The organism is Klebsiella sp. 141251, assembly GCF_050600725.1.
GTDB lineage: Bacteria > Pseudomonadota > Gammaproteobacteria > Enterobacterales > Enterobacteriaceae > Klebsiella > Klebsiella aerogenes.
The window spans coordinates 272710-299067 of record NZ_JAQIRG010000005.1 but is presented as its reverse complement, the minus strand read 5'-3'; the positions used below and the strand labels follow the sequence as shown (position 1 = coordinate 299067).

18 protein-coding genes and 1 tRNA gene are annotated in these 26358 nt (G+C 54.2%); 9 read left to right on the top strand and 10 right to left on the bottom strand.

The genetic code is table 11. The features are described 5' to 3' along the window. Window positions 1-10 precede the first annotated feature (10 nt). From yejM to PGR09_RS13915, 4 genes are all read left to right on the top strand, one after another. Window positions 11-1771 carry an LPS biosynthesis-modulating metalloenzyme YejM gene (yejM, locus tag PGR09_RS13930; RefSeq protein ID WP_045391375.1) on the top strand — a complete coding sequence of 587 codons (1761 nt, stop codon included), beginning with the start codon at window positions 11-13 and terminating at the stop codon, window positions 1769-1771. Between the two features lie 76 nt (window positions 1772-1847). After that, window positions 1848-1924 (top strand) — tRNA-Pro (locus PGR09_RS13925). A gap of 338 nt (window positions 1925-2262) precedes the next feature. Further along, entirely contained in the window at window positions 2263-2577 is a 315-nt protein-coding gene (locus tag PGR09_RS13920) for a cupin domain-containing protein (RefSeq protein WP_045391377.1), read from the top strand. 32 nt (window positions 2578-2609) lie between these two features. After that, on the top strand, window positions 2610-3437 hold the full coding sequence (locus PGR09_RS13915) for an aminoglycoside phosphotransferase family protein (RefSeq protein WP_047043227.1): 828 nt from the start codon (window positions 2610-2612) through the stop codon (window positions 3435-3437). Between the two features lie 115 nt (window positions 3438-3552). On the opposite strand, the gene PGR09_RS13910 is transcribed toward PGR09_RS13915, so the two are convergent. Then, on the bottom strand, window positions 3553-4008 hold the full coding sequence (locus PGR09_RS13910; RefSeq protein ID WP_045376845.1) for a GNAT family N-acetyltransferase: 456 nt from the start codon (window positions 4006-4008) through the stop codon (window positions 3553-3555). 227 nt (window positions 4009-4235) lie between these two features. On the opposite strand from PGR09_RS13910, the gene PGR09_RS13905 reads away from it, so the two are divergent. Further along, window positions 4236-5345, top strand: coding sequence for an AI-2E family transporter (locus PGR09_RS13905; RefSeq protein WP_045391382.1), 1110 nt, complete (start codon window positions 4236-4238; stop codon window positions 5343-5345). 129 nt (window positions 5346-5474) lie between these two features. Then, window positions 5475-5966 carry a serine protease inhibitor ecotin gene (gene eco, locus PGR09_RS13900; protein ID WP_045391384.1) on the top strand — a complete coding sequence of 164 codons (492 nt, stop codon included), beginning with the start codon at window positions 5475-5477 and terminating at the stop codon, window positions 5964-5966. A gap of 46 nt (window positions 5967-6012) precedes the next feature. Here the strand turns inward: eco and mqo are convergent, their stop codons facing one another. Next, window positions 6013-7647, bottom strand: a complete 1635-nt coding sequence (mqo, locus tag PGR09_RS13895) for a malate dehydrogenase (quinone) (protein WP_047043232.1) — start codon at window positions 7645-7647, stop codon at window positions 6013-6015. Between the two features lie 278 nt (window positions 7648-7925). On the opposite strand from mqo, the gene PGR09_RS13890 reads away from it, so the two are divergent. Continuing rightward, complete coding sequence (locus tag PGR09_RS13890; protein WP_047043234.1) at window positions 7926-9134, top strand: SulP family inorganic anion transporter; 1209 nt, start codon at window positions 7926-7928, stop codon at window positions 9132-9134. On the opposite strand, the gene mgtE is transcribed toward PGR09_RS13890, so the two are convergent. The 6 genes from mgtE to PGR09_RS13860 form a co-directional block, all read right to left on the bottom strand. Further along, entirely contained in the window at window positions 9097-10533 is a 1437-nt protein-coding gene (gene mgtE / locus PGR09_RS13885) for a magnesium transporter (RefSeq protein WP_045391390.1), read from the bottom strand. The genes PGR09_RS13890 and mgtE overlap by 38 nt on opposite strands. Window positions 10534-10697: 164 nt before the next feature. Beyond that, window positions 10698-12341, bottom strand: coding sequence for a multidrug ABC transporter permease/ATP-binding protein (locus PGR09_RS13880; protein WP_430916237.1), 1644 nt, complete (start codon window positions 12339-12341; stop codon window positions 10698-10700). Window positions 12342-12409: 68 nt separating this feature from the next. Next, on the bottom strand, window positions 12410-13069 hold the full coding sequence (gene alkB, locus PGR09_RS13875) for a DNA oxidative demethylase AlkB (RefSeq protein WP_348876072.1): 660 nt from the start codon (window positions 13067-13069) through the stop codon (window positions 12410-12412). After that, on the bottom strand, window positions 13069-14139 hold the full coding sequence (gene ada / locus PGR09_RS13870; protein WP_045391396.1) for a bifunctional DNA-binding transcriptional regulator/O6-methylguanine-DNA methyltransferase Ada: 1071 nt from the start codon (window positions 14137-14139) through the stop codon (window positions 13069-13071). The genes alkB and ada overlap by 1 nt, the downstream gene beginning before the upstream one ends. A gap of 72 nt (window positions 14140-14211) precedes the next feature. Then, complete coding sequence (gene apbE / locus PGR09_RS13865) at window positions 14212-15264, bottom strand: FAD:protein FMN transferase ApbE (protein WP_047078293.1); 1053 nt, start codon at window positions 15262-15264, stop codon at window positions 14212-14214. Window positions 15265-15367: 103 nt separating this feature from the next. Beyond that, window positions 15368-16480, bottom strand: coding sequence for a porin OmpC (locus tag PGR09_RS13860; RefSeq protein WP_045391399.1), 1113 nt, complete (start codon window positions 16478-16480; stop codon window positions 15368-15370). 771 nt (window positions 16481-17251) lie between these two features. On the opposite strand from PGR09_RS13860, the gene rcsD reads away from it, so the two are divergent. Both rcsD and rcsB read left to right on the top strand, forming a co-directional pair. Next, on the top strand, window positions 17252-19912 hold the full coding sequence (gene rcsD / locus PGR09_RS13855; protein ID WP_430916236.1) for a phosphotransferase RcsD: 2661 nt from the start codon (window positions 17252-17254) through the stop codon (window positions 19910-19912). A 16-nt stretch (window positions 19913-19928) separates the two neighbouring features. Then, window positions 19929-20579, top strand: coding sequence for a response regulator transcription factor RcsB (gene rcsB, locus PGR09_RS13850; protein WP_015365624.1), 651 nt, complete (start codon window positions 19929-19931; stop codon window positions 20577-20579). A 112-nt stretch (window positions 20580-20691) separates the two neighbouring features. Here the strand turns inward: rcsB and rcsC are convergent, their stop codons facing one another. Together rcsC and gyrA are read right to left on the bottom strand one after the other, a co-directional pair. Beyond that, window positions 20692-23544: a two-component system sensor histidine kinase RcsC gene (gene rcsC / locus PGR09_RS13845; protein ID WP_430916235.1), complete on the bottom strand. Its 2853-nt coding sequence runs from the start codon at window positions 23542-23544 to the stop codon at window positions 20692-20694. Window positions 23545-23675: 131 nt separating this feature from the next. After that, complete coding sequence (gene gyrA / locus PGR09_RS13840; protein ID WP_045391405.1) at window positions 23676-26309, bottom strand: DNA topoisomerase (ATP-hydrolyzing) subunit A; 2634 nt, start codon at window positions 26307-26309, stop codon at window positions 23676-23678. Window positions 26310-26358: the final 49 nt, after the last annotated feature.

Here is a 26358-nt window from a genome sequence, read left to right as displayed (position 1 = left end):
ACAACAGTATATGGTGACTCTACGTCAGCCCTACCGAGAAAAAGTCTCCCAGATGGTCAGCTGGGGACACTGGTTCGCCCTGTTCAACATGTTGTTGGCCATGGCGCTCGGCAGCCGCTATCTTTTTGTCGCCGACTGGCCAACGACGCTTGCCGGGCGGGTTTTCTCGTATGTCAGCCTCGTTGGTCATTTCAGTTTTCTGGTGTTCACCAGCTATGTACTGATTCTCTTCCCGCTGACCTTTATCGTCGGCTCGCAGCGGCTTATGCGCTTCCTGTCGGTCATCTTCGCCACCGCAGGGATGACGCTGCTGCTGATCGATAGCGAAGTCTTCACTCGCTTCCACCTGCACTTAAACCCCGTCGTCTGGGAACTGGTGATTAACCCCGACCAGAACGAGATGGCTCGCGACTGGCAGCTGATGTTTATCAGCGTACCGATCATCTTCCTGATCGAGATGCTCTTCGCCACCTGGAGCTGGCAAAAGCTGCGCAGCCTGACGCGCCGCCGTCACTACGCGCGCCCCGTCGCCTGGTTTTTCTTTATTTCGTTTATCAGCAGCCACCTGATTTATATCTGGGCGGATGCTAACTTCTATCGCCCGATCACCATGCAGCGGGCCAACTTGCCGCTCTCTTATCCGATGACCGCTCGCCGCTTCCTTGAGAAGCATGGCCTGCTCGACGCTCAGGATTACCAGCGCCGTCTGGTTGAACAAGGCGCACCGGAAGCGGTCTCGGTGCAGTATCCGCTGAGCGATCTGCGCTATCGAGACCTCGGCACGGGCTACAACGTGCTGCTCATTACCGTGGATAATCTCAACTATTCACGCTTCGAGAAGAACATGCCGCAGCTGGCTGCTTTTGCAAAAGAGAGCGTCAACTTTAGTCAGCATATGAGCTCCGGTAATAGTACCGATAGCGGAATGTTCGGCCTGTTCTACGGCATATCGCCGGGTTATATGGATGGCGTGCTCTCGGCGCGTATCCCGGCGGCGCTGATTACCGCCCTCAACCAACAGGGTTACCAGTTGGGCCTGTTCTCATCAGACGGTTTCAGCAGTCCGCTCTATCGTCAGGCGCTTCTGTCGGACTTCTCGCTGCCGGCGGCCAAAACGCAAAGTGACGAGCAAACGGCAGACCAATGGATCGGCTGGCTGGATCGCTACGCCCAGGATGAGAACCGCTGGTTCTCGTGGGTATCGCTGAACGGCACTAATATTGATAACAGCCAGCAGCAGAATTTTGCGCGCACCTATGGCCGCGCCGCAGGCGACGTCGATACGCAAATTGGCCGCGTGCTCGACGCGCTGCGCAAAGCGGGCAAACTGGATAATACGGTGGTGATTATTACCGCCGGGCACGGTATGCCGCTGGATAACAAGCAGGGTAAATTCGACTGGTCACGGGGCAATCTGCAGGTGCCGCTGGTTATTCACTGGCCGGGAACCCCAGCGCAGGAGATCGCCACGCTCACGGATAACAAAGACGTGATGACGACGCTGATGCAGCGTCTGCTGCACGTGTCGACGCCAGCGAATGAATATTCGCAGGGCGAAGACCTGTTTAGCCCGGCGCGCCGCCGCAGCTGGGTCACCGCGGCCAATAGCGATACTCTGGCGATTACCACGCCAACGATGACCGTGGTGCTCGACCACAACGGCACCTATCACACCTGGAACAGTAACGGCGAGAAGGTGAAAGACCAAAAACCACAGCTCAGCCTGCTGCTGCAGGTACTGACGGATGAAAAACGCTTTATCGCTAACTGATTGATTAATTTTGAATCAATCAGTTGTCGGTCGCTTGCATTCGATGGGGGAACGGGTAATATTATCCTCCACGCGTCGGCACGTAGCGCAGCCTGGTAGCGCACCGTCATGGGGTGTCGGGGGTCGGAGGTTCAAATCCTCTCGTGCCGACCAAAAACCTTCGAAAAACCAGCCTCTTATGGCTGGTTTTTTTGTGCCTGTTTTTTGCAGGGGGTGAAACCCCGTCGAAAAACTCGATCCTTCCTTCACTCCAGACCTGAAACGTGTCTCCCTGCCCGGCCTTTCTCTATAGATCATTCACCGCGTAACCGCCGGCTGTAACTCCCCCTGCCCATCATGATGAAGCAGGACATCCGCCCCTCGCTCCCAGCGGAAATTCAACTCAGTAAATATATACTTCTTACTCAACCTGTTTTCCCATATTTGTTATATGACGGCAGGAAACTTATATGGCATAAGAGCAATAAACGCACATCAAAAGGAATGGCGCTATGTCGCTTTATGACCTCAGAACCGAAGCGCATGCATTACCTGAAGCCTGGCACTCTCATGTATTAGGCCGCATTGGCACTGCAAATCTTAAAGTTGTACGAATGGATGAACGCTCAGTAGCTGAAGAAGTACATGAGTATGACGAGGGGTTGCTGGTCATTAATGGACAACTGGAGCTGAGTGTGAAGGGAGAAAAAATCACTGTATCGTCTGGCCAGCTTTATGTGGCAAAAGCTGGCATTCCTCATACGGTAGATACGGGCAGTTTTGGTATACTGGTTATCATTGATTTACCCGAAACGGACGTTGTCTAAACGTTGATTGCAAGGATGTTAAAGACCGCTTTATGGATATGTTCAAGTTAACACCCTGGCTAAATTGCTGGAATCTCATTCCTGATGGCACCCCATTTGTCACTCATACGTCACAGTTGTATCCGGTCAAAACAGCAACCCATGGTATTAAAGCCATGTTAAAAGTCACTGATGATACTGACGAACAAGCCGGTAATGCACTCATGGTATGGTGGGAAGGGAACGGCGCTGCCCATGTGATTGCACATGAAAAGGAAGCTATTCTTCTCTCAAGAGCCACAGGTTCCGCGTCTTTATCAGCAATGTCTCGTGGAGATAGGGATGATATCGCTTGTCGTATTTTATGTATGACTGCGAACCGGCTTCATTCATTCGCCAAAAGACCGTTCCCCCGGCTAACCTCCCTGCGTGAATGGTTTTATCCTCTAAAACCAGCCGCCTTGCAGTATGGCGGTATCCTGACACGTTGCGCAGAAATTTCAGAAGAGTTGCTTTCTTCTCCACGAGATGTGGTTGTATTACATGGCGACTTACATCACGGTAACGTGCTTGATTTTGAAACGTCCGGTTGGTTAGCCATTGACCCCAAAGGGCTGATAGGTGAACGGGGATTCGACTTTGCTAATATTTTTACTAATCCGGATCTTGGTTATCCGGTACCTGCTGTTGCGACTGTACCAGAGACCTTTAAACAGCGTCTAAGCATCGTTACCAGGATGGCAGACATGGATAAAGAGCGCCTGCTCAAATGGATAATTGCGTGGTGCGGTCTTTCAACCGCCTGGTCACTCTCAAGTAACGAAACGACTTCAATAACAATAAAAATTGCCGAACTGGCGATTGCTGAATTGGAATCGTGAGTGGGATATCGCCACTGGGTATGGTGATTTCCTGCACGCCCGCTTCGCGTCAAGAGTAGATACATCAGGAAACAAGCCAACAAGCACCTGAATATGAGTGTTTGCCAGACAGATTTTATCCCTTGGTATAAATATCAGGCCTGGTAATAGTCCAGGCGTAGTTTTCCTGGTTTACTGGCTGGTAGCCGAACTTTTCGTAAAGCCAGGGCGCGGTGGTGGTGAATAACATAATTCTGCGAAGCTGTTCAAATAAAGGATGATTATGCAAACATTCCATCATCCACCTTCCAAGCCCTTCTCCCTGATATTCTTCGAGCACATATACATCACAAAGATAGGCAAATGTAGCAAAATCCGTAATCAGGCGAGCGAAGCCTATCTGAGTATCATGATGATAAATGCCAAAATTAAGGCTGTTTTCAATTGATGTAGCGACAGTGTCAAGATTGATACCCTTGGCCCAGGTCGACCTTGTCAGATACCGATGGATAGCCTTAACATCCAGTTTTTCTCTGTCTGTACTGACCAGGTAGCTATTCTTGCGCCACTCGTAGATCTCGGAAATATTCACTTTCGGCCATACCTCAAATAGTTAGATAAACCCAAGCCTATCACCTGACGAAAAAATGTATGATTTAAATTGCACGGACGGATCGCCACACATGATCATGTCGTCTTGTAGCACATCTTTTTAATGTTTGTACTCCCCTTCCCGCTAAGACTGCGATTATCCTGATGGCAAATTGTTAAATTCCATCTATTATTCGACTGTATTCGTTATCATCTGGAGCGGACCCAATGAGAGTTAAAGGACTTCCCAAAGGATTTTTTATCCTTATTTTACTGATCGTTACCCTGGCCTTTTTTGACGTACTCTCCCCTTACTATTCCGCTATCCTGTGGGCCGCAATCCTGGCGGTGATATTTAATCCGATAAAAAACAATATCCGTACGCGCATCGGTGAACGCAACGGCATCGCGGCGCTCCTGACCGTCGTCATTATCTGTCTTATTGTTTTCACCCCGTTGGCGATTATCATTTCGTCGCTAGCCTTCGAGCTGAACGTGGTCTACACCAAGCTACAGCATAATGACACCCAGTTTCCGACGGTGGTCGCCAACCTGTTTGCCCATCTCCCGAGCTGGGCCAGAAGTTTCCTCTCAGAGCACAATCTCGATAGCGCGGAACAGATTCAGCAGCAACTATCCGATGCCGCCCTGAAAGGCGGACAATATCTGGCCGGTAGCGCCTTCCTGATCGGTAAAGGGACGTTCGGCTTTACCGTCAGCTTCGGCATTATGTTATATCTGCTGTTCTTCTTGCTGAAAGATGGCCCTTATCTGGTGCTGTTAATCCTCGAATCTTTGCCGCTATCCAATTATGTCAAACAGCACCTGTTTGCCAAATTCGCCGCCGTCGCGCGGGCGACGGTTAAAGGTACCGTCGCCGTCGCGCTGGCACAGGGGGCGCTCGGCGGCTTTGCATTCTGGATCGTCGGTCTTGATGGCAGCATTCTATGGGGCGCTTTAATGGCCTTTCTGTCGCTCATCCCGGCGGTGGGCTCCGCCATTATCTGGGTGCCGGCGGCGATTTATCTGTTCGCCACCGGGCAATTGTGGCAAGGGGCGTTTATTGTCGGTTTCTTCGTCATTGTCATCGGCCTGGTGGATAACATTCTGCGTCCGCTGCTGGTGGGAAAAGATACCAAAATGCCGGATTACCTGATCCTGATTGCCACTCTTGGCGGCATGGAAATCTACGGTATCAACGGTTTCGTCATTGGCCCGCTGATTGCCGCCTTGTTTATTGCCTGCTGGAACCTGTTATCGGGGCGTGAACACGCCGGGAACGCCGACTTACTGGACGAAGAGTTTATTGAAGAAGCCAAAAACAGCCGCGATGAATAGCTGGCGCACGCTTCACTTTACTAGTGCATTTCACTATTCATATTGAAAATAATGGTAAATAACTCTTACCATTCAGGGCAATGATGTTAGTCTGTATTGGTTAGTAACGATAATAAAGGATGATCAACCGTGAAAAAAATCGCTACGCTTGCTGTTTCTCTGCTGGCCGTTGCCTGTGTTTCCACCAGCGCGTTAGCCGCTGAGCAGCCGTTGGAGAAAGTCGCCCCCTATCCGAAAGCGGAAAAAGGGATGAAGCGTCAGGTGATTCAGCTGCCGCAGCAGCAGGATGAATCCGCGTTAAAAGTTGAACTGATGATTGGCCAGACGCTGGAAGTCGACTGCAACCATCACCGCCTCGGCGGTCAACTGGAAAGCAAAACGCTGGAAGGCTGGGGCTATGACTACTATGTCTTTGATAAGCTGACGTCCCCGGTTTCCACCATGATGGCCTGCCCGGACGGTAAGAAAGAGAAGAAATTTGTTACCGCGGGTCTCGGCGATGCAGCCATGCTGCGCTACAACAGCAAGCTGCCGATCGTGGTTTATACTCCGGCCAACGTTGAAGTGAAATACCGCATCTGGAAAGCCGAAGAAACTATCGGTAATGCCGTGGAGCGTTAATCGCCAGCGGTAATACAAAACGGCAGCCCTCGGGCTGCCGTTTTTGTTATAGCGCGATATCCGCCATCGGTTTACCGCCGGTCAGCGGCTTGAGTTCAGCCTGCGGCACGTCGTCTGCCGCGGTCGTCGGCTCGTAGTGTAGCCCCAGCACTTCACTGGTCCACGCCAGCGCCTGCTCAATAGCGGCCGGATTACCATCCAGACGCATGCCGTAGCTCGGCACGATCTCTTTCATCTTCGCCTGCCAGGCCGGCGTCTGTACTTTGTCTTTGAAGACTTTCTCCAACAGCTGCACCATGATCGGCGCCGCCGTCGACGCGCCAGGAGAAGCGCCCAGCAGAGCAGCTACGGTGCCTTCATCATCGCACACCACTTCGGTGCCAAGGCGCAACACGCCGCCCATCTTCTTATCACGCTTGATAATCTGTACACGCTGGCCGGCCTGCCACAGGCGCCAGTCTTCTTTGCGCGCCTCCGGGTAGTACTCGCACAGCGCGGCATGACGATCTTTATCTTTCTGCAATACCTGGCTAATCAGATATTTCACCAGGTCAAAGTTATCCATCCCGACGTTAAGCATCGGCAGAATATTCGAGGTATTGGTCGACGCCAGCAGATCCCAAAGGGAGCCGTTTTTCAGGAAGCGGGTCGAGAAGGTCGCGAACGGCCCGAACAGCACCACGCGTTTGCCGTCGATAATACGGGTGTCGATATGCGGCACCGACATCGGCGGCGCGCCAACTTCCGCCTGGCCATAGACTTTCGCCAGGTGATGATTAACCACTTCCGGGTTCTCACACACCAGGAACTGTCCGCCAACCGGGAAGCCCGCATACTCTTTCGCCTGCGGAATGCCGGTTTCCTGCAGCAGCGTCAGGGCAGCGCCGCCCGCGCCAATAAAGATGAATTTGGTTTTGATCGTCCGCTTCTGGTGACGATTGTTGGCATCCGCCAGCGTCACCGTCCAGCTGTTGTCCGCATTGCGCTTAAAGCGGCGAACGACGGTACCCAACTGGAGAGAGAAGTTATCATGCGTCTGTAGCCCGGCGATCAGCTGGCGAGTGATCTCGCCGTAGTTAACGTCGGTACCCATTTCGGTACGCGTTGCCGCGACTTTTTGCTGCGGATCGCGCCCTTCCATCACCAGCGGCGCCCACTCTTTGATCTGCTGATGATCTTCAGAATAACGAATACCGCGGAACAGTTCGCTCTGCTGCAGCGCCGCGTAGCGCGCGCGCAGGAAGTTAACGTTGTCTTCGCCCCACACAAAGCTCATGTGCGGCACGCTGTTAATAAAGGATTTCGGCTTAGTCAGGATGCCGCGGGTCACCTGGTGGGCCCAAAACTGACGAGAAATATGGAAGGACTCATTGATATCGACCGCTTTGTCGATATTGATCCCATTGGCGGTTTGCGGCGTGTAGTTGAGCTCCATCAACGCCGCATGGCCGGTACCCGCATTGTTCCAGCCGTTCGAGCTTTCCTCGGCAACGCTGGTCATCTGCTCGACCATGGTAATAGACCAATCCGGCTCCAGTTCCTGCAGCCAGGTTCCCAACGTGGCGCTCATGATACCGCCGCCAATCAACAATACATCCGTCTCTTGCTCATGGCGGGTGTTGGTCCGATTTGTATTGGAACCAACCGCCTGTGAGCTGGGTACGGCCATCTTTTTCTTCATCGGATTTGAGCCTTACTTTTACTCGCTTTTTTTATTTAGCGCAGGTGAAACGATTCTCGGGATCAAAGGTACCACCTGTACTCAAAAATTTAAATATTGTTTAAATTTTAAGTTGAGTTTTGAGATCTGTTATAAAAATGTTTAATAAATGTGTACACAAAATCACTTTTTGTACTGGTATGATGGCCCTTTCCGCGCTATCATCTCCCGTTCTGTGATGGAGCGCACGCCAACGGCGGCTTCTCTCCCTTCAAATTTTTTATCATCCGCGAACTTTTATGCCCTCAACTTCCCGCACTCTCTCACCGGCGTTGATAACACGCGAGACCCTCGCTGGCGTGCTAACTGCCCTGGCGTTAATCCCTGAAGTCATTTCATTTTCGGTCATTGCCGGCGTGGACCCGCAGGTCAGCCTGATTGCTTCAGTGGTGCTCTGTCTGGCGATGTCGGTTCTCGGCGGGCGTCCGGCGATGGTGACGGCGGCGGCAGGTTCTGTCGCCCTGGTAATTGGCCCGATGGTACATCAGCATGGCGTAGGGTATATTCTGCCTGCTGTCATTCTGGCTGGTATTATTCAAATTTTGTTTGGGGTATGCGGTATGGCGCGGTTAATGCGCTTTATCCCGCCAGCGGTGATGACCGGTTTTGTTAATGCGCTCGGCATTCTTATTTTTTTCGCCCAGGTTCCCCATTTCTGGAGCAGGCAGCCGCTCATCGTCGGCCTGTTCGTTCTGACGCTGCTCATCGTGCTGTGGGCGCCGCGTTTTATCAAAGCCGTGCCGGCGCCGCTTATTGCTATCGTCCTTCTCACCGTTTATACCGTCACCAGCGGACAGTTGCTGCCGACCGTGGGTGATGAAGGCGCCATGGGCGGCGGTCTGCCGGGCTTCAACGCGCTGGCGGTGCCGCTGGATTTAAGCACCTTGAAAATTATCTGGCCCTGCGCCCTGAGTATCGCCTTTGTCGGCCTGATGGAATCGCTGTTGACGGCAAAGCTGGTTGACGATCTCACCCATACGCCGTCAAATAAGTCGCGTGAGAGCGCAGGACTGGGGGTCGCCAATATCCTCGCGGGCTGCTATGGCGGCATCGCCGGGTGCGCGATGATCGGCCAGACTATCGTTAACGTGGAAATGGGCAAGGCGCGTAGCCGCCTATCGACGATAGTGGCCGGTCTGGTACTGCTGCTTCTGGTGACGGCGCTTAGCCAGGTGATGGCCAAAATTCCAATGGCGGTGCTGGCCGGGGTCATGGTGATTGTGGCGGTGAAAACCTTCAGCTGGCAGAGTATTCGCCCAACCGCGCTGGCGCGCAATCCGTGGCCGGAAACGCTGGTCATGGCGGCAACCGTCGTCGTGACGGTCACGACCAGTAATCTGGCGATCGGCGTACTGGCGGGGCTTATCGCAATGGCGCTCATCCCTCGCCGCCTGCGCGTAAAAGCGCAGCTTACATCAGAAACAGCGTCGCCAGACCAAGGAAAATAAAGAACCCGCCGGTGTCGGTAATCGCGGTGATCATCACGCTGGAGCCGACCGCCGGATCGCGCCCCAGCTTGACCATCACCATCGGGATGATAACCCCCATCATCGCCGCCATCAGCAGATTGAGCATCATCGCCAACGTCATCACCCCGCCAAGCTGCGGGTCATCGTATAACCACCAGGTGATAGCCCCCATAATCCCGCCCCATACGAGGCCATTAATCAGCGCCACCCCCATCTCGCGCAGGATCAGGAAGGTAAAACTTCCCGGCTGGATCTTTTGCAGCGCCATCGCGCGGACGATCATGGTGATCGTCTGATTGCCGGTATTTCCGCCTATCCCGGCGACGATCGGCATCAGCGAGGCCAGGGCCACCAGTTGAGAAATGGTATGTTCAAAGCCATCGATCACCCGTGAAGCGATAAACGCCGTACAGAGGTTCACCGCCAGCCACGCCCAGCGGGTTTTCACCGCTTTGCTTACCGGCGCAAAAACATCATCATCTTCGCTCAGACCGCCCATCCGGCGCAGATCGTTATCGGTCTCTTCGTACACCACATCGACGATTTCATCGATGGTCAAACGCCCCATCAGCTTGCCGTCGGCATCAATCACCGCAGCACTCAGTAAGTCATCACGTTCGAAGGTACGCGCCACTTTCTCCGCCTCTTCCTGCGGCTGGAAAGTCACCGGATCGCCTTCCATCACCTCGCCAACGCGCTTTTGCGCATCGTTGAGCAGAATAGTCTGCAGCTCCAGCTCGCCGAGCAGCAGTTTATTGCGCGTGGTGACGAACAGTTTATCGGTGTTTTCCGGCATTTTGCCCAACCGGCGCAGATAGCGCTGTACCGCCGCCAGAGTGGCTTCCGGGCGAACGGTAATCACCTCAAACTCCATGATCGCGCCGACGGTGTTATCGGCGTAGCGCATCATCTGGCGAATGCGCGCGCGTTTATCCGGCGGCAGCGTCGCCAGCAGGCGGCCGGTTAAGTCGCGCGGCAGGTGCTGCAACAGGTAAACCTGTTCATCAATATCCAGCGATTGCAGGGCAAATATCAGGTCGTGGTCGCTCATCTTGTCGATGAGATCGCCCCATACGCTCTCTGACGCCTCCAGCAGCACTTCGCCGCGCTTGTCATCGGCAACCAGCCCCCACAGCGCGGTACGCGCGTCATAAGGCAGCGCTTCCAGGGCATCGGCGAGATCCGGCGGCGGCAGATGCGACACCAGCACTTCCACTTCCGCCAGGTCATCGGCCAGCGTCCCTTCATCATAGCGCTCCGCGAGGGTGAGTTTCCCCAGCAGCGCGGAGGTGACGGCTTTATCAGTGCTCAATAGCCAAATCAGGCGGGCGCGTTCTTCATCGCGTAATCGGGCGCTTTTTTTATGCAAAACGGACATCGCTCAGGCAATCCTTGTGAGAATAGAAGTCGACCTGCATGGCCGCAGCCATAAGCATAGCGCGAGGAGGGGGAAATAATAACCGCCAGCAATTTATCTGCTGTAAAAACCAGCAATATGTCCCGATCGGACGAAAACGCCCGATCGGGTAACCAGCAAAAACGTTAAGCAGTACGTGCTACCGCGTCGCGGGTCGCCAGTTCGCGCTCAACGCCGGTGAGCTCGCTCAGCTTGCCGCTGCGCATCTCCAGCAGGCGATCGGCATGCTGGAAATAGTGATCATCGTGGCTGATGGCAAACACGGTTTTCCCCATTTGCTGCATCAGCGGCAATAGCACCTGATAAAACTCGCGGCGGAAATGCGGATCCTGATCCGCTGCCCACTCATCGAGCAAAATGATATCGCGCTCTTCGGCCAGCGCCAGCAGCAGCGCCACACGCTTTTTCTGCCCTTTAGACAGCTTCAGATCGAGGATTTTCCCCTCTTCCAGCTGCAGCTTGTGGTCCATCTTCAGATACGCCAGCCACTTCGCGACCAGCGCCGGATCGACGCGTTCGCCTTTTGGCCCTAACAGACGATCAAATAGCCAGACATCGGTAAATACCGCCGAGAATAGCTTGCGGTAATCTTCTGGTTTTTCCGTCGCCAGAGGTTGACCATCGAGCAGGATCTGCCCGGAGAGCGGTTGATACAGCCCGGTCAGCAGCATCGCCAGCGTCGACTTGCCGCTGCCATTGCCGCCAATCAGAAACACCAGTTCGCCGCGTTTGAGAGTCAGATTAATCGGCCCGACGGCAAAACTGTTATCCGGGTAGCGGAACGAGACGTCGCGCAGCTCCAGAGTCTGCCAGTGCGGATGCGCCTGCGGCTCGGGGAAACCGGGGCGGTAAGGCGCCAGCGCGAACTGATGCAGTTTATTGAATGCCACCTGGGCGCTGAGCAAGGTCGGCAGCGCCCCCACTGCCGACAGCAGCGGCGTACGCAGGAATAGCAGCGTCAGGGAATAGGTCGCCGCCACCGCGGTATTGGCCCACCCGAGGCCATTAGCCATCCAGAACACCAGACCGATGGCGCCAAGCATCATGATATTCGACCAGTTCACCGCGCTCAGGTGGAACGTATCGGCGCGAATGATGTGGTGGCGATAATCGCGGGCATCCGGCAGATACAGCTGATTAAAAACATATTCGGCGCGTTCGCGGTTCAGCGTCAGCTCTTTGCGCCCTTCCAGCACCGTCTGATAATCATGATACAGCTTATCTTCGGTCTCGCGCAGCGTCGCCATATGCTTATAGACGCGCGCCACCAACACAAAGCCGCCCCAGATGGTGACCGCCATCCAGACCGCGGTCACCAGCATCATTTTACCTGACAGAAAAGCCAGGTAGGCGGCGGACCCGAAGGTCAGGATAATCCCCTGCACCAGCTCCGGCAGGCGCACAAAGGCGATGGTAATGTTACGCACGTCGCTGGTTAAGCCCGCCAGCAGCGAAGCGCTGCCGATTTTTTCGATCTTTTCGATTTGGGTGTCGAGAATGCGTTTTATAAATTCGCCGCGCAGGCGATAGACGAAATGGTGGCCAAGGGTGGTTAACGCCAGCTGCGAGCCGAGCGTGACCGCCATCAACAGCAGCAGCAGGCCGAGAAACTCCGGCAGCACGGTGAGCGAGGTATCCACAAGGGAAATCAGGCGCAGGTTTATAAAAGCGATAAGCCCGATACCCAGCGCCGCGCTGAGCAAACTGAGCGCCATGACGGCAATGAACGGCCAGCGGTACTGGCGCCAGACAAGAACAAGTAATTCCATAAGCTACGATCCGGACAAGCAAACAGCCAGCAGTTTAAACGGCTTGCCGACGACAGCAAGAATAATTCTTATTTTTGTTTTTGCCGGTGACCCGCGAGGCGAAAAGTGAGGTTGTAACGACAGGCGCCGGTCAGCGGGTGCTCCCCCGGTTTAAGCGGCTGGATGCCGTGGTAAAAGAGCCGTGATTCGCCGCCCCACACCACCACATCGCCATGCTCCAGCAGCAGCCGACGCAGCGGATCGTTACGTTTCAGCCCGCCAAACTGAAACACTGCCGGCAGTCCCAGCGACACGGAAACGATAGGCGCGCGCAAATCCCGCTCGTCTTTATCCTGATGCAGCGACAGCTTCGCGCCAGGCTGGTAGCGGTTAATCAAACAGGCGTCCGGGGAGAAATGAGCATAGCCCGCCTCCTGCGCCGCCTCCGCCGCCAGTTGCTGAAAAATCAATGGCATCGGCGGCCAATGTTCGCCGGTCAACGGATCGCCCGGCGCATAGAGATAGCCGTGCATATCGGTCGTCCAGCCGAGTTGGCCACAGTTGGTCATAGCCACCGACATGGTATAACCACCGGGGGTCACCATCTGGCGGAACGGAGAAGCGCTGGCCACTCCGGCGATGGCCTGCAGCAGCGCCGGCGCGCGCTGAACGGCGAAACGGCGTAATATCATCGCCCCGGGGGCCAGCGGCTCCTGCCAGGGTGGCGTATCGGCAAACAGATCGAGCATTATTTCTCCCGTATTTTTGCTTCGCGCGCCAGCAGCAGCGCTTTGCGTTCGCTGCCCCAACGATAGCCGGAAAGCGCCCCGCCCTCACGCACTACCCGATGGCAAGGAATGACTATCGCCAGTTTATTAGCCGCACAGGCCCCGGCAACCGCTCTGACCGCACGCGGTTGACCAATGCTGTGCGCCACCTCGCGGTAGCTGCGGGTTTCGCCTGGCGGGATCTGGCGCAAGGCTTGCCACACCCGTTGCTGGAAAGCGGTACCGCGAATATCCAGCGGCAAATTCACCGCCTGCTGCGGATTATCCAGATGGGCAACCACCTGCGCCACGCGTTCGGTAAACGTGTCATCACCCGGCTGTAATTGGGCGCCGGGAAACAAGCTCGCCAGCTGCGCATATAACGCCTTATCGTCATCGCCCAGCAACACGGCGCATACGCCACGTTCGCTGAACGCCACCAGGCACCGGCCAGAGGCGCTATCGCTGCAAACCCAGCGAATCACCACATCTTCGCCGCCGCGTTTAAACTGGCGGGCGGTCATGCCCAGCGTCTCGTTTGCCTGGCGATAATAGCTGGCGGAATCGGGGAAGCCTGCAGCTAATGCCGCGCGGGTGACATTCTCGCCCTGGCTTAATGCTTCGCGTAGGCGCCGCGCGCGCCACGCCTGCTGCCAGGCCTTGGGCGTAAGCCCGGTGACCGATTTAAAAATACGATGGAAGTGAAACGGGCTGACCGCCAGCTGCTGCGCCAGCGCCTCAAGGGTGATTGGCGCCTCTTGTTCCAGCAGGCGACAGGCGGCGGCCACCTTCTCGACCCGCTGTTGGTCGGGGTCGAGATTATCCGGCCGACACCGTTTACAGGGGCGATATCCGGCGGCCTTTGCCGCTTCGACATCAGAATAAAAGCGGACATTCTCCCGTAGCGCGCGCCGTGAACGGCACGAGGGACGGCAGCAGACGCCGGTGGTCAACACGGCGAAGACAAACTGCCCGTCGGCGCTGGCGTCACGTTCGCAGACCGCCTGCCAGCGGCGGTCATCGTTAGTCATATCGGCAATCATCGGTTTCATAGCGGGCTCCTGCTGTAAGTGTATCCTTACTTTGCGCCTTGCTCCGATCTAAAAAACTGCGCTTCTTGCTTTTTAATTCTGCTCGCCGACCAGGAAGGTGCGGAACTGCGGCGACATCCAGGTCTTAAAGCCGTCGCCCTCTTTGACAATCATATAGACCGCCAGCCCCTGCTCGTGTGCCACCTGTTGGGCTTTTTCCGGCCCTAATACCATCAGCCCGGTATCCCAACCGTCGGCTTCCAGCGCCGTCGGCGCAATCACCGTCACCGAAACCAGCTTATGGTTGATGGGGTGCCCGGTTTGCGGATCGATAACGTGAGAAATACGTTTGCCGTCCAGCTCGTAGTAGTTGCGATAGCTGCCGGAGGTGCTGATGCCGTGGCCGTTGATATCGACTATCGCCTGGACGGCGTTTTCGCGGTCGGTTGGTTTTTGAATCGCCACTCGCCAGGGTTTATCGTCGCCGTTCATCCCGCGGCTGACCAGCGCGCCGCCAACCGATACCAGATAGCGGGCAATTCCTTCCTGCTCCATCAGCCGCGCCAGATGATCGGCGGCATAGCCCTCGCCGACCGTGGAAAGATCGACAAATAAATCGGCAATATCTTTTTGCAGATACTGTTGATCGGCGCGGTTAATCACCGTCAGATGCTGCAGCCCGGTACGCGCTTTTGCCGCCGCGATTTGCTGCTCCGTCGGCGTTTTTACCGGTTGCTTATCCGGGCCAAATCCCCATAGATTGACCAGCGGCCCGACGGTAACATCCATCGCTCCGGCGGTTTTTGCGCCAATACGCAGCGACAGAGTGACGATATCCGCCATCGCTTCGTTCACCGGCCACGGTTCGGTAGTGGCGGCATGATTGAAGCGCATCAGCGCGGAGTCGTTTTTCCAGGTCGAAAGCAGCAGATCGTCACCATCGAGCTGCGCCTGAACTTTATGGCGTAAATCTTCGGCTTTCGCCGGATCCAACCCGACGACGCTAACGCGCCAATAGGTCCCCATCGTTTTGCCATCGAGCACGGTGGCGGCGGATTTTGGCGTGGCCGGGGAGGTCGCGGAATCACAGCCGGTAAGCAGAACGCAGAGGCCGATAAAGGCGGCGCGGAAAAAGGTGGTATCCATGAAAACGGGCTCCTGTTACAAAGGCAGCCAGAGTATACCAGCGAGGTTAAACCGGGCATAAAAAAAGGCGCCCACAGGCGCCTTTTTCAACACTTCAGCTTGCTTAGAACTGGTAAACCAGGCCCAGAGCAACGACGTTGTCGGTAGAGATACCGGCAGCGCGGGTGAAGTCGTTGTCGTCCAGCAGGTTGATTTTGTAATCAACGTAGGTGGACATGTTTTTGTTGAAGTAGTAGGTCGCGCCCAGGTCAACGTATTTCAGGATATCCTGGTCGCCATAGTTGATACCGGTGCCACGAATGGACAGGTCCTTACCTTTAGACTGCAGGTAAGCGATGGACGGACGCAGGCCGAAATCGAACTGGTACTGAGCAACCACTTCGAAGTTCTGCGCTTTGTCAGCAAAACCGATGTCGCCAGTGCGAGTTGCGTTGTAAGTCTGGGTGTACTGAGTCGCCAGGTATACGTTGTTAGCGTCGTATTTCAGGCCACCGGTATAGGTTTCAGCGTCGTCGCCGTGACCCATAACACCATTAACGTTCTGATCGTCAGTACGTTTAGAGTGGGAGTACGCGAAACCAGCGCTGATGCCGTCCCAGATATCATAAGTAACGGAGGTGCCGTAGCCTTCGCCGTTCTGTTTCTGGAAGCCGCGACCGTTGTTGGTCATGTCTTCACCGCTGGTGCTGCCGTTTTTACCCTGGTACTGCAGAGCAAAGTTCAGGCCGTCAACCAGACCGAAGAAGTCAGAGTTACGGTAGGTAGCAACGCCGTTAGCACGGGACTGCAGGAAGTTGTCGGAACCGTAGGTGTCGCCGCCGAATTCCGGCAGAACGTCGGTCCAGGAAGTCACGTCGTATACAACGCCGTAGTTACGACCGTAGTCGAAAGAACCCGCGTCGCCGAATTTCAGACCAGCGAATGCCAGACGGGTCCAGGACTGCTTGTCAGAACCTTCGGTGTTGTTAGCCTGAACGTTGTATTCCCACTGGCCGTAACCGGTCAGCTGGTCGTTGATCTGGGTTTCGCCTTTCACGCCGATACGCATGTAGGTCTGGTCGCCGTCTACGCTCTTGTCGTCAGAGAAGTAGTGCAGACCATCAATTTTACCGTACAGATCTAATTTGTTGCCGTCTTTGTTATAAATTTCAGCCGCATTTGCTGCGCCCGCTACCAGCAGTGCTGGTACCAGGAGGGACAGTACTTTAACTTTCATGTTATTAACCCTCTGTTTGTTATATGCCTTTTATTATTGCCACTGCTTACTGATTACCCTTCTAATCAGTCGGCTGTATTCATTGTGCTGCAAAATGCAGAATAATCCAACAAGAATATGATACGAAAACTTCTAAGGTGTTTCAAAATGCGCACAAGATGTTTCAGTTTGTAAATATCAAGGAACTTTTCAGGCACGATAATGGTCGCCAAAATAAGCATCAAAAATCAAAAAAATAATATTTATCTTTAAAATCAAATTATTGAAAGCAGGTAAATGTATAGCACTGAATGGTAAAACAAAATCTTCCCCGAAGACTAAAATAATCCTCGCTATCATCATTAACTTTATTTATTACCGTCATTCAGTTCTGAATGTCTGTTTACCCCTATTTCAACCGGATGCCTCGCATCCGGTTTTTTTTACCCTTCTTTACGTATCTTTAATTATGCTGTGCTATCGCATAAAAAAATAACGACTATTAATCAATCAATTCCGAATGAAAGTTAGCCTATTTCGCCAATTTCTTGTTTTTTCGTGCTATTTATCTGCAACAAATGCCAGTTAATTGTACAAGATCAATTCCACTGTACATATTCGTCGTCGCTATGGTTTTGAGACAAATCTCAGCATTAAAAGATCCCTCAGCGTCAATCTGTTGTATGGATTTCCCGTTTTAGCCTTTATACTTCCAGCCAGTATTCGTTGTGCTGCCCGTCACTATGGCGCAACATCTTGTTTACAAACACTACTGAGCAGCCCTGCTACGCGATGACCCAAAAAAAATTCTCCCTGATCCCAGGCAACATCACCCGCTTCTTCATTTTGATGGTTATCGTCTTGCTCGCGACGATGGGCGTGATGATCCAAAGCTCGGTCAATACGTGGCTAAAAGACAGAAGTTACCAGGTGGTTGATATCAGCCACGCGTTGCACAAACGCATCGATACCTGGCGTTACGCCACCTGGCAGATTTACGACAATATCGCAGCCACCAGTTCCAGTACTTCAAGCGATGGGCTGCAGGAAACCCGGCTAAAGCAGGATGTCTACTATCTGGAAAAGCCTCGGCGCAAAACCGAGGCGCTGATTTTCGGATCTCATGACAGCTCGACGCTTGAGATGACGCAGAAAATTTCTAATTACCTCGATATTCTATGGGGCGCGGAAACCATCCCCTGGTCGATGTATTATCTGAACGGGCTGGATAACAGCTTGATTCTGGTCTCTACCCTGCCGCTGAAAGATCTGTCTTCGAGTTTTAAAGAATCGACGATTAGCAGCGTGGTGGAATCCCGCCGCGCCGAAATGCTGCTGCAGGCAAATACGCTGGACGAACGGGAAACCTTTTCTTCGCTGCGCCATTTGACCTGGCAAAATGGCCACTACTTCACGCTGCGTACCACCTTTAACCAACCGGGCCACCTGGCAACGGTGGTGGCCTTCGATTTACCGATTAACGACCTCATCCCCCCGAGCATGTCGTTGGACAGCTTCCGTCTGGAGGCAGATCCGGCGCAGAATGCCGCCAACAGCCCTGATAAAGAAGCCGTTGATAACGTTAGCGTCAGCTTCAATGGCCTGCGTATTGAGATAACTACCGCCATCAATACCACCGGCATGCGGCTGGTGTGGGTCGTGCCGTTCAGCACTTTGCTGATGGAATCCCTGCAGAATATTTTACTGCCGCTGCTGCTCACCATTGGTCTGCTGGCATTAACCCTGTTTGGCTTTACCACATTCCGTCACTATAGCGGTCGCCGTAATACTGGCAGCGTTAGCGCGGCACCCACCGCCGCCAACAGCGAGCTTCGCGCTCAGCGCGCAATTAATGAAGAGATTGTCTCTTTGCTGCCGCTGGGCCTGTTGGTGCACGATCAGGAAGCCAATCGCACTATTATCAGCAACCCGATCGCCGATCATCTGTTGCCTCATCTGAACCTGCAGAACATCACCAACATGGCCGATCAGCATCAAGGGGTCATTCAGGCGACGATCAATAATGAACTTTATGAAATCCGCCAGTACCGTAGCCAGGTTGCTCCGCGTACGCAGATCCTGATTATTCGCGACCAGGACAGAGAAGTACTGGTGAACAAAAAGCTCAAACAGGCCCAGCGTCTGTATGAAAAAAATCAGCAGGGGCGTATCGCCTTTATGCAGAACATCGGCGCCGCGCTGAAAGAACCGGCGCAGGCGCTGGCGCATGAAGCGGCGGCCATCGGCATTAATGAGAGCCGTAAACTGGCGCAGCGCGCGGATGAACTGGTTCATCTGGTCGATGAGATTCAGTTGGCGAACTTACTGGAAAGCGACGCCTGGAAAACCACACCCGGCTTATTCTCCATTCAGGGCTTAATAGATGAAGTAGTTCCTGAAGTCCTACCAATGGTAAAACGCAAGGGACTCCAGCTGTTAATCAATAACGCGCTGCCGGCCAACGAGCAGCGCTACGGCGATCGCGACGCGCTGCGCCGCACGCTATTACTGCTGATTCAGTACGCGATCACCACTACCTCTATCGGTAAAATCACCCTTGAGGTGAGCAAAGATGAATCTGCCGACGATCGGCTGACTTTCCGTATCCTTGATACCGGCAACGGCGTAAGCGCTAATGAAATCGATAATATGCACTTCCCGTTCCTTAACGAGACGCAAGCCGACCAGTACGGCAAGGCCAATGCCCTCACCTTCTGGTTATGCGACCGTTTAACCCGCAAGCTTGGCGGGCAGCTTAATATTAAGGCGCGAGAATCGCTCGGCACCCGCTACTCGCTACACCTTAAAATGGCGGCAAGCGAGGAAGAGAGCGACTCCGGCGAACACCTGTTGGACGATGTAGTCGTAATGATTGACATTACCGCCAATGAAGTACGCCGCATCGTGACGCGCCAGTTAGAGAGCTGGGGCGCGAGCTGCATCACCCCGGACGAAAGACTCTCAAGTCAAGAGTACGATCTCTTTTTAACTGATAATCCGTCTAATCTTACTGCTTCAGGCTTGCTTTTAAGCGATGATGAGGTTGGGATACGCAAAATTGGCCCTGGTCAGTTGAGCGTCAATTTTAATATCAGCACTGCCATGCAGGAAGCTATCCTGCAGCTGATTGAGCAGCAGCTGGCGCAAGAAGAGATTCAGCCCACCTCCACTGGAAATGAAGGGAATGCTGAACTCCATGCCAGCGGTTATTACGCGCTGTTTGCCGACACTGTTCCGGATGATGTTCAGAGATTGTATACTGAATTAACCATCAGCGATTTCGCTGCGCTGGCGCAGACCGCTCACCGCCTCAAAGGGGCGTTTGCGATGCTTAATCTGATACCCGGCAAGCAGTTATGTGAAGCGCTTGAGCATCTGATTCATGAAAGAGATGCTCAAGGTATAGAAAAATACATCAGCGACATTGACGGTTACGTCAAGAGCTTGCTGTAGCAAGGTAGCCTAATACATGAACAATATGAACGTAATTATTGCCGATGACCATCCGATCGTACTGTTCGGCATTCGTAAGTCACTTGAGCAGATCGAGTGGGTGAATGTTGTTGGCGAATTTGAAGATTCCACAGCTCTGATTAACAATCTTCCTAAACTTGACGCGCACGTCCTGATTACCGACTTGTCGATGCCTGGCGACAAATATGGCGATGGGATCACCCTGATCAAATACATCAAACGCCATTTTCCTGAACTGTCGATTATCGTTCTGACCATGAACAACAACCCGGCTATCCTCAGCGCAGTACTGGATCTCGATATTGAAGGGATCGTACTGAAGCAGGGTGCGCCGACCGATCTGCCGAAAGCGCTGGCCGCGCTGCAGAAAGGCAAAAAGTTTACTCCGGAAAGCGTCTCCCGCCTGCTGGAAAAAATCAGCGCCGGCGGTTATGGCGACAAACGCCTGTCGCCGAAAGAGAGTGAAGTTCTGCGTTTGTTCGCTGAAGGCTTCCTGGTCACCGAGATCGCCAAAAAGCTGAACCGCAGCATTAAAACCATCAGTAGCCAGAAGAAATCGGCAATGATGAAGCTGGGTGTCGAAAATGATATCGCACTGCTGAACTACCTCTCTTCCGTTTCTCTTACCTCAACGGATAAAGAGTAATTCACTTTTCCCGGATGGCGGCCAGCCGCCGTTTCCGGGCCATTCTGAAACTTTATTCCCGCCCCGGAGAGCATCGCGCGCCGGGGAGCTCTCAGCACCATTCCGTGCGGCCTCAGCTTGTTTTTCTGGCTTTACGTACCTGTGCGGCATAGGTGGCCAGCGTGTGCTTAAGGATATCCAGCGTCACCGGTTTTGACAGGCAGCTATCCATTCCCGATTCCAGACAACGCTGTTTTTCTTCCGCCAGCGCGTTAGCCGTCACGCCAATAACCGGCAACGTCATCTCCAGCTGACGGATCCGCTGCGTCAGACGGTAACCATCCATATTGGGCATGTTCACATCGCTGAGAACAATATCAATATGCTGTTTACTGAGGACGTTAAGCGCATCGATGCCATCATTGGCCGTTACGCATTGATAACCCAGCGAGCCAAGCTGATCGGCCAACAGGCGGCGGTTAATCGGATGATCGTCGACCACCAGAATCATCATGTCGTCATTGCTGGCCGTTGGCGCGTCATGGGCCGATAGCGCCGGACCATTCTCTTCCGCCGCCAGCGCCAGATGCAGCAGACGCCCCAGTAATGGCAGGAGCTCATGCGGCGTGGTAACGCTATGTAGCCACTCTCCCGGCGCGCGCTCAACAGGAATGCCGATATGGCGGCGGCAGAAGATTACCGCAGCGCTTCCCGGCCAACCCTCATAGCCTTCATCATCGGTTAATAAAATATCGTCGGCAGCCGGCGTCTGACCAGCAAATTGACGTACCGTCAGGCCATGATATTGCAGCAGCGATTCGACAAAAAGCGCCAGTGACGTGTTATGAATCTCCAGCCAACAGGTGCTGTTGCTGTGCCGATCGGCCAGCAGCGGCGGCATCGGCTGCATGCCGTATAGCGGAATACGAATAGTGAAACGGCTTCCCATGCCGGGTTCAGTTTCCACGGCAATGTCGCCATCCATCATGCTGATAAGTTTTTCACAGATAGCCAGCCCCAAGCCGGTGCCCTGGAAATTACGCTGTACTCCGGTACCGACCTGGAAGAACGGGTCGAACAGGCGCACAACCTCTTTCGCCGGGATCCCCTCGCCGGTGTCACGTACGCTAATTTGCAGATAGTCGCCGGCGCGCTGGACGTGCAACACGATACAGCCGGTATCGGTAAATTTAATAGCGTTACTCAGCAGGTTGGAAATAACCTGCTGCAGACGCATCGGGTCGCCGATCATCGTTTGCGGGACATCCGGCTCGATGAAACAGTACAGCCCCAGCTGTTTGCGCACCACCAGCGGTAGATAGTTCGCCGAAATATGATTCATGACCTCGCGTGGCGAGAACTCTCGCGGTTCGATTTTTAGCTGCTCTGACTCAATCTTCGAGAAGTCGAGAATATCGCTGATAATCTTCAATAGCAGGCTGGAGGAGTTATTCATCGCCGTCACCAGCCGATCGACTCCCTTCGGCAACGCTTTGGTCTGCAGCAGATCGAGGTTGCCAATAATGCCGTACAGCGGCGTACGCAACTCGTGGCTAACGGTGGCGAGGAACATCGATTTCGACTGGCTGGCCTGTTCCGCCGCCTGGGCCATCTCCTGCAGCGACTCTTCCATTTTCACACGGGCGGAAACATCCACCAGCACGCATATCGCTACGTTTTCATTACGATAGCGCGAGTGTACAAAGCTAATCTGCAGGTTGGTGTTGTTGCTGGTTAACACGTCGACGAAGTTGACCTGCTGGCCGCAGATAATCTGCGTGAGCCGCTGGCGGTCTTCGTGAGTCAGCATATTCAGATAGTTATGCGCCAGTTCGTTACTGAGTATGTTAGTGCCGTCCTGGGTACGCAGAATACAGATCCCTACCGGCGCGGAGGCGACGATTTTACGGTTGAACTGCTCATGCTCTTCCAGACGCTGGGCGTCGTTTTCCGCCGGAATAAATATCCGCCGTTCATACATGCGCGCCAGCGCGAACAGGATCGCGCCAGTCAGGATATTCAGCACGATAGCGTTGAGGATCAGCATCCTGATACGCTCGAGCACCTGATCGACGGAAACCGAATAGACAATACTCAGCGATGACGGCAGCAGGCTCTTTTTCAGCACCAGTTCGCGGAAACCAGAACTGTAGCCAAACCACATCCGCTCCTGCATCCAGCGGGTTTCCGGTTTAATGCTGTTATCCGGTCCGGCAAGGGAAATGAGCTGCTGGCCGTTATCATCGAGGATCGTCACGCTCATCGGCAGGCTGCCTGGCGTAAAGAAGCTCTCCATACGGATAGTCTGCTCGACGCCGAGCATCGCCTGCAGGCGGTTAGCCATATAGATTGGCGTCAGGGCATAGAAATAGCCGACGCCCGGACGCACGCCCTGGCTAATCCAGAACAGGTTATTGCCCCGCTCGTTTTGCGGCGCATCGCGATATTGTTCGATACGTTGATGCAGCACCTTCAGCGCCTGATCGCGCTCCAGCGGCATATCGCGCAGGCCGAAGTTAGCCATACAGAGGTTGTCGCTGCCAATTAAAAAGATACGGTTCAGGTCGTAGGCGGCGGAGAAATTATCGCGCCAGTAGCGCATGAACCACGCCAGCGATTGCAGCGAATTGCGCCAGGCGCCGCTCATTGCGCTGCAGTCGGAATCCGGATACAGCGGTTCAAAATTGGGGATAGTGATATTGCCGCTGTTGGCCAGCGCCGCGCTGCCCTCGCTCCCGGTCGCCGCGCGGTTGCCTGCGACGTACTTCAGCTCTTTAATGACATCCGCAGTCCGCTGGATATAGCGCTGCGCCTGGTCGGCGTTAAGATTCAGCTCCTGACGAATTTCCGATTCCCGTTCATGCAATGCGTTAACGATATAAAACACGGAGACAAAAGCAATCAGCATCCATAGCAGAACCGCCAGCGCTCTGAACAGATAACGAGAAACCTTTAAGGTCGTATGAAACGAGGCAAGATATTTCAATGGGGCAATGCTCGGTCGTCAGGGGCTCAACAGAATGGGGTTAAAGTAGCGGTAAATGGGCTCTGCCGCAATGTTAATGCAAAAAGGGCCGGGATAATACCCGGCCCTTTCAGAACATTTACCTGGGACGATTACTCTTCGTCTTCGGCGATGTCGTCGTCAGCATCGTTTTCCGGCGCGATATCATCATCGCCTTCCGCTACGCTGCCGTCGATGGCATCCAGTTCTTCGTCGTCAACCGGTTCAGCCACGCGCTGCAGGCCAACAACATTTTCATCTTCCGCGGTACGGATCAGAATCACGCCCTGAGTATTACGACCCACGATGCTCACTTCAGAAACGCGAGTACGCACCAGGGTGCCCGCATCGGTGATCATCATGATCTGGTCGCAATCATCGACCTGCACGGCGCCGACCACGGAACCGTTACGTTCGGTGACCTTAATAGAGATAACGCCCTGCGTCGCACGTGACTTGGTCGGATACTCTGCTGCCGCAGTACGCTTGCCGTAACCGTTTTGCGTCACGGTCAGGATAGCGCCTTCGCCGCGAGGAATGATCAGCGACACAACGCTATCTTCGCCTGCCAGCTTGATACCGCGTACGCCGGTTGCGGTACGCCCCATAGCGCGAACGGCGTCTTCTTTAAAGCGCACCACTTTACCAGCGGCGGAGAACAACATCACTTCGTCCTGGCCAGAAGTCAGATCGACGCCGATCAGTTCGTCGCCTTCGTTCAGATTGACGGCAATGATACCGGCAGAACGCGGACGGCTGAACTCGGTCAATGCCGTTTTCTTCACGGTACCGCTGGCGGTCGCCATAAAGACGTTAACGCCCTCTTCGTACTCACGAACCGGCAGGATAGCGGTGATACGCTCGTCAGCTTCCAACGGCAGCAGGTTGACGATCGGCCGACCACGCGCGCCGCGGCTGGCTTCCGGCAGCTGATAAACCTTCATCCAGTACAAACGACCACGGCTGGAGAAGCAGAGGATCGTGTCATGGGTGTTAGCCACCAGCAGGCGGTCGATAAAGTCTTCTTCTTTAATACGCGCTGCCGATTTGCCTTTACCGCCACGACGCTGCGCTTCGTAGTCGGTTAATGGCTGATATTTCACATAGCCCTGGTGCGACAGGGTCACGACAACATCTTCCTGGTTGATCAGGTCTTCGATATTGATATCGGCGCTGTTGGCGGTGATTTCGGTACGACGCGCATCGCCAAACTGTTCTTTAACCAGCTCCAGCTCTTCGCGAATAACTTCCATCAGACGATCGGCGCTACCCAGAATGTGCAGCAGCTCGGCAATCTGATCCAGCAGCTCTTTGTACTCGTCGAGCAGTTTTTCATGCTCCAGACCGGTCAGTTTCTGCAGACGCAGATCCAGAATCGCCTGGGCCTGCTGTTCGGTCAGATAGTACTGGCCGTCACGCACGCCGAACTCCGGCTCCAGCCACTCCGGACGCGCGGCGTTATCGCCGGCGCGCTCCAGCATCGCGGAGACATTGCCCAGATCCCATGAACGCGCGATTAAACCCGCTTTTGCTTCCGCCGGCGTCGGCGCGCGGCGAATCAGTTCAATGATCGGATCGATGTTAGCCAGCGCAATCGCCAGCGCTTCAAGGATATGCGCACGGTCGCGCGCTTTGCGCAGTTCGAAAATAGTACGACGAGTGACAACTTCGCGGCGGTGACGAACAAACGCCGCAATGATGTCTTTCAGGTTCATGATCTTCGGCTGACCGTGGTGCAGCGCAACCATGTTGATACCGAAAGAAACCTGCAGTTGGGTCTGGGAGTAGAGGTTGTTAAGAACCACTTCACCCACCGCGTCGCGTTTCACTTCGATAACGATACGCATACCGTCTTTGTCAGATTCGTCGCGCAGCGCGCTGATGCCTTCAACGCGTTTTTCTTTCACCAGCTCGGCGATTTTCTCGATCAGGCGCGCTTTGTTCACCTGATACGGAATTTCATGCACGATAATGGTTTCACGACCGGTTTTCGCGTCAGCTTCGACTTCCGCGCGCGCGCGAATGTAAACTTTACCGCGACCGGTACGATAGGCCTCTTCAATACCGCGACGGCCGTTAATGATAGCGGCGGTCGGGAAGTCCGGGCCCGGAATGTGTTCCATCAGCCCTTCAATGCTGATGTCTTCGTTATCAACGTACGCCAGGCAGCCGTTGATCACTTCCGTCAGGTTATGCGGCGGAATGTTGGTCGCCATACCTACGGCGATACCGGAAGAACCGTTCACCAGCAGGTTAGGGATTTTTGTCGGCATGACGTCAGGGATTTTCTCCGTGCCGTCATAGTTGTCGACGAAATCAACCGTCTCTTTTTCGAGATCGGCCATCAGCTCATGAGCGATCTTCGACATACGGATTTCCGTATAACGCATCGCTGCGGCGGAGTCGCCATCGACAGAACCAAAGTTACCCTGGCCATCGACCAGCATATAACGCAAGGAGAACGGCTGCGCCATACGTACGATGGTGTCATAAACGGCGGTATCACCATGCGGGTGGTATTTACCGATTACGTCGCCAACGACACGGGCTGATTTTTTATAGGCTTTGTTCCAGTCATTGCCCAATACGTTCATGGCGTATAGTACGCGACGGTGTACCGGCTTCAGGCCATCTCGGACATCCGGCAGCGCACGGCCAACAATGACCGACATCGCATAATCCAGATACGAGCTTTTCAGCTCTTCCTCAATGTTGACCGGTGTAATTTCTCTCGCAAGGTCGCTCATCTAACCGCTATCCCTCTACTGTGTCCCGGATTCAAAGGTCGCAAATTAT

Excerpts from the sequence above, each read along its gene's own strand:
- rcsB (WP_015365624.1), top strand. The coding sequence starts at position 19,929 with ATGAACAATATGAACGTAATTATTGCCGATGACCATCCGATCGTACTG.
- PGR09_RS13880 (WP_430916237.1), bottom strand. The coding sequence starts at position 12,341 with ATGGAATTACTTGTTCTTGTCTGGCGCCAGTACCGCTGGCCGTTCATT.
- PGR09_RS13860 (WP_045391399.1), bottom strand. The coding sequence starts at position 16,480 with ATGAAAGTTAAAGTACTGTCCCTCCTGGTACCAGCACTGCTGGTAGCG.
- alkB (WP_348876072.1), bottom strand. The coding sequence starts at position 13,069 with ATGCTCGATCTGTTTGCCGATACGCCACCCTGGCAGGAGCCGCTGGCC.
- PGR09_RS13905 (WP_045391382.1), top strand. The coding sequence starts at position 4,236 with ATGAGAGTTAAAGGACTTCCCAAAGGATTTTTTATCCTTATTTTACTG.
- mqo (WP_047043232.1), bottom strand. The coding sequence starts at position 7,647 with ATGAAGAAAAAGATGGCCGTACCCAGCTCACAGGCGGTTGGTTCCAAT.
- PGR09_RS13890 (WP_047043234.1), top strand. The coding sequence starts at position 7,926 with ATGCCCTCAACTTCCCGCACTCTCTCACCGGCGTTGATAACACGCGAG.
- rcsD (WP_430916236.1), top strand. The coding sequence starts at position 17,252 with ATGACCCAAAAAAAATTCTCCCTGATCCCAGGCAACATCACCCGCTTC.
- apbE (WP_047078293.1), bottom strand. The coding sequence starts at position 15,264 with ATGGATACCACCTTTTTCCGCGCCGCCTTTATCGGCCTCTGCGTTCTG.
- yejM (WP_045391375.1), top strand. The coding sequence starts at position 11 with ATGGTGACTCTACGTCAGCCCTACCGAGAAAAAGTCTCCCAGATGGTC.
- mgtE (WP_045391390.1), bottom strand. The coding sequence starts at position 10,533 with ATGTCCGTTTTGCATAAAAAAAGCGCCCGATTACGCGATGAAGAACGC.
- PGR09_RS13915 (WP_047043227.1), top strand. The coding sequence starts at position 2,610 with ATGGATATGTTCAAGTTAACACCCTGGCTAAATTGCTGGAATCTCATT.
- gyrA (WP_045391405.1), bottom strand. The coding sequence starts at position 26,309 with ATGAGCGACCTTGCGAGAGAAATTACACCGGTCAACATTGAGGAAGAG.
- PGR09_RS13920 (WP_045391377.1), top strand. The coding sequence starts at position 2,263 with ATGTCGCTTTATGACCTCAGAACCGAAGCGCATGCATTACCTGAAGCC.
- ada (WP_045391396.1), bottom strand. The coding sequence starts at position 14,139 with ATGAAACCGATGATTGCCGATATGACTAACGATGACCGCCGCTGGCAG.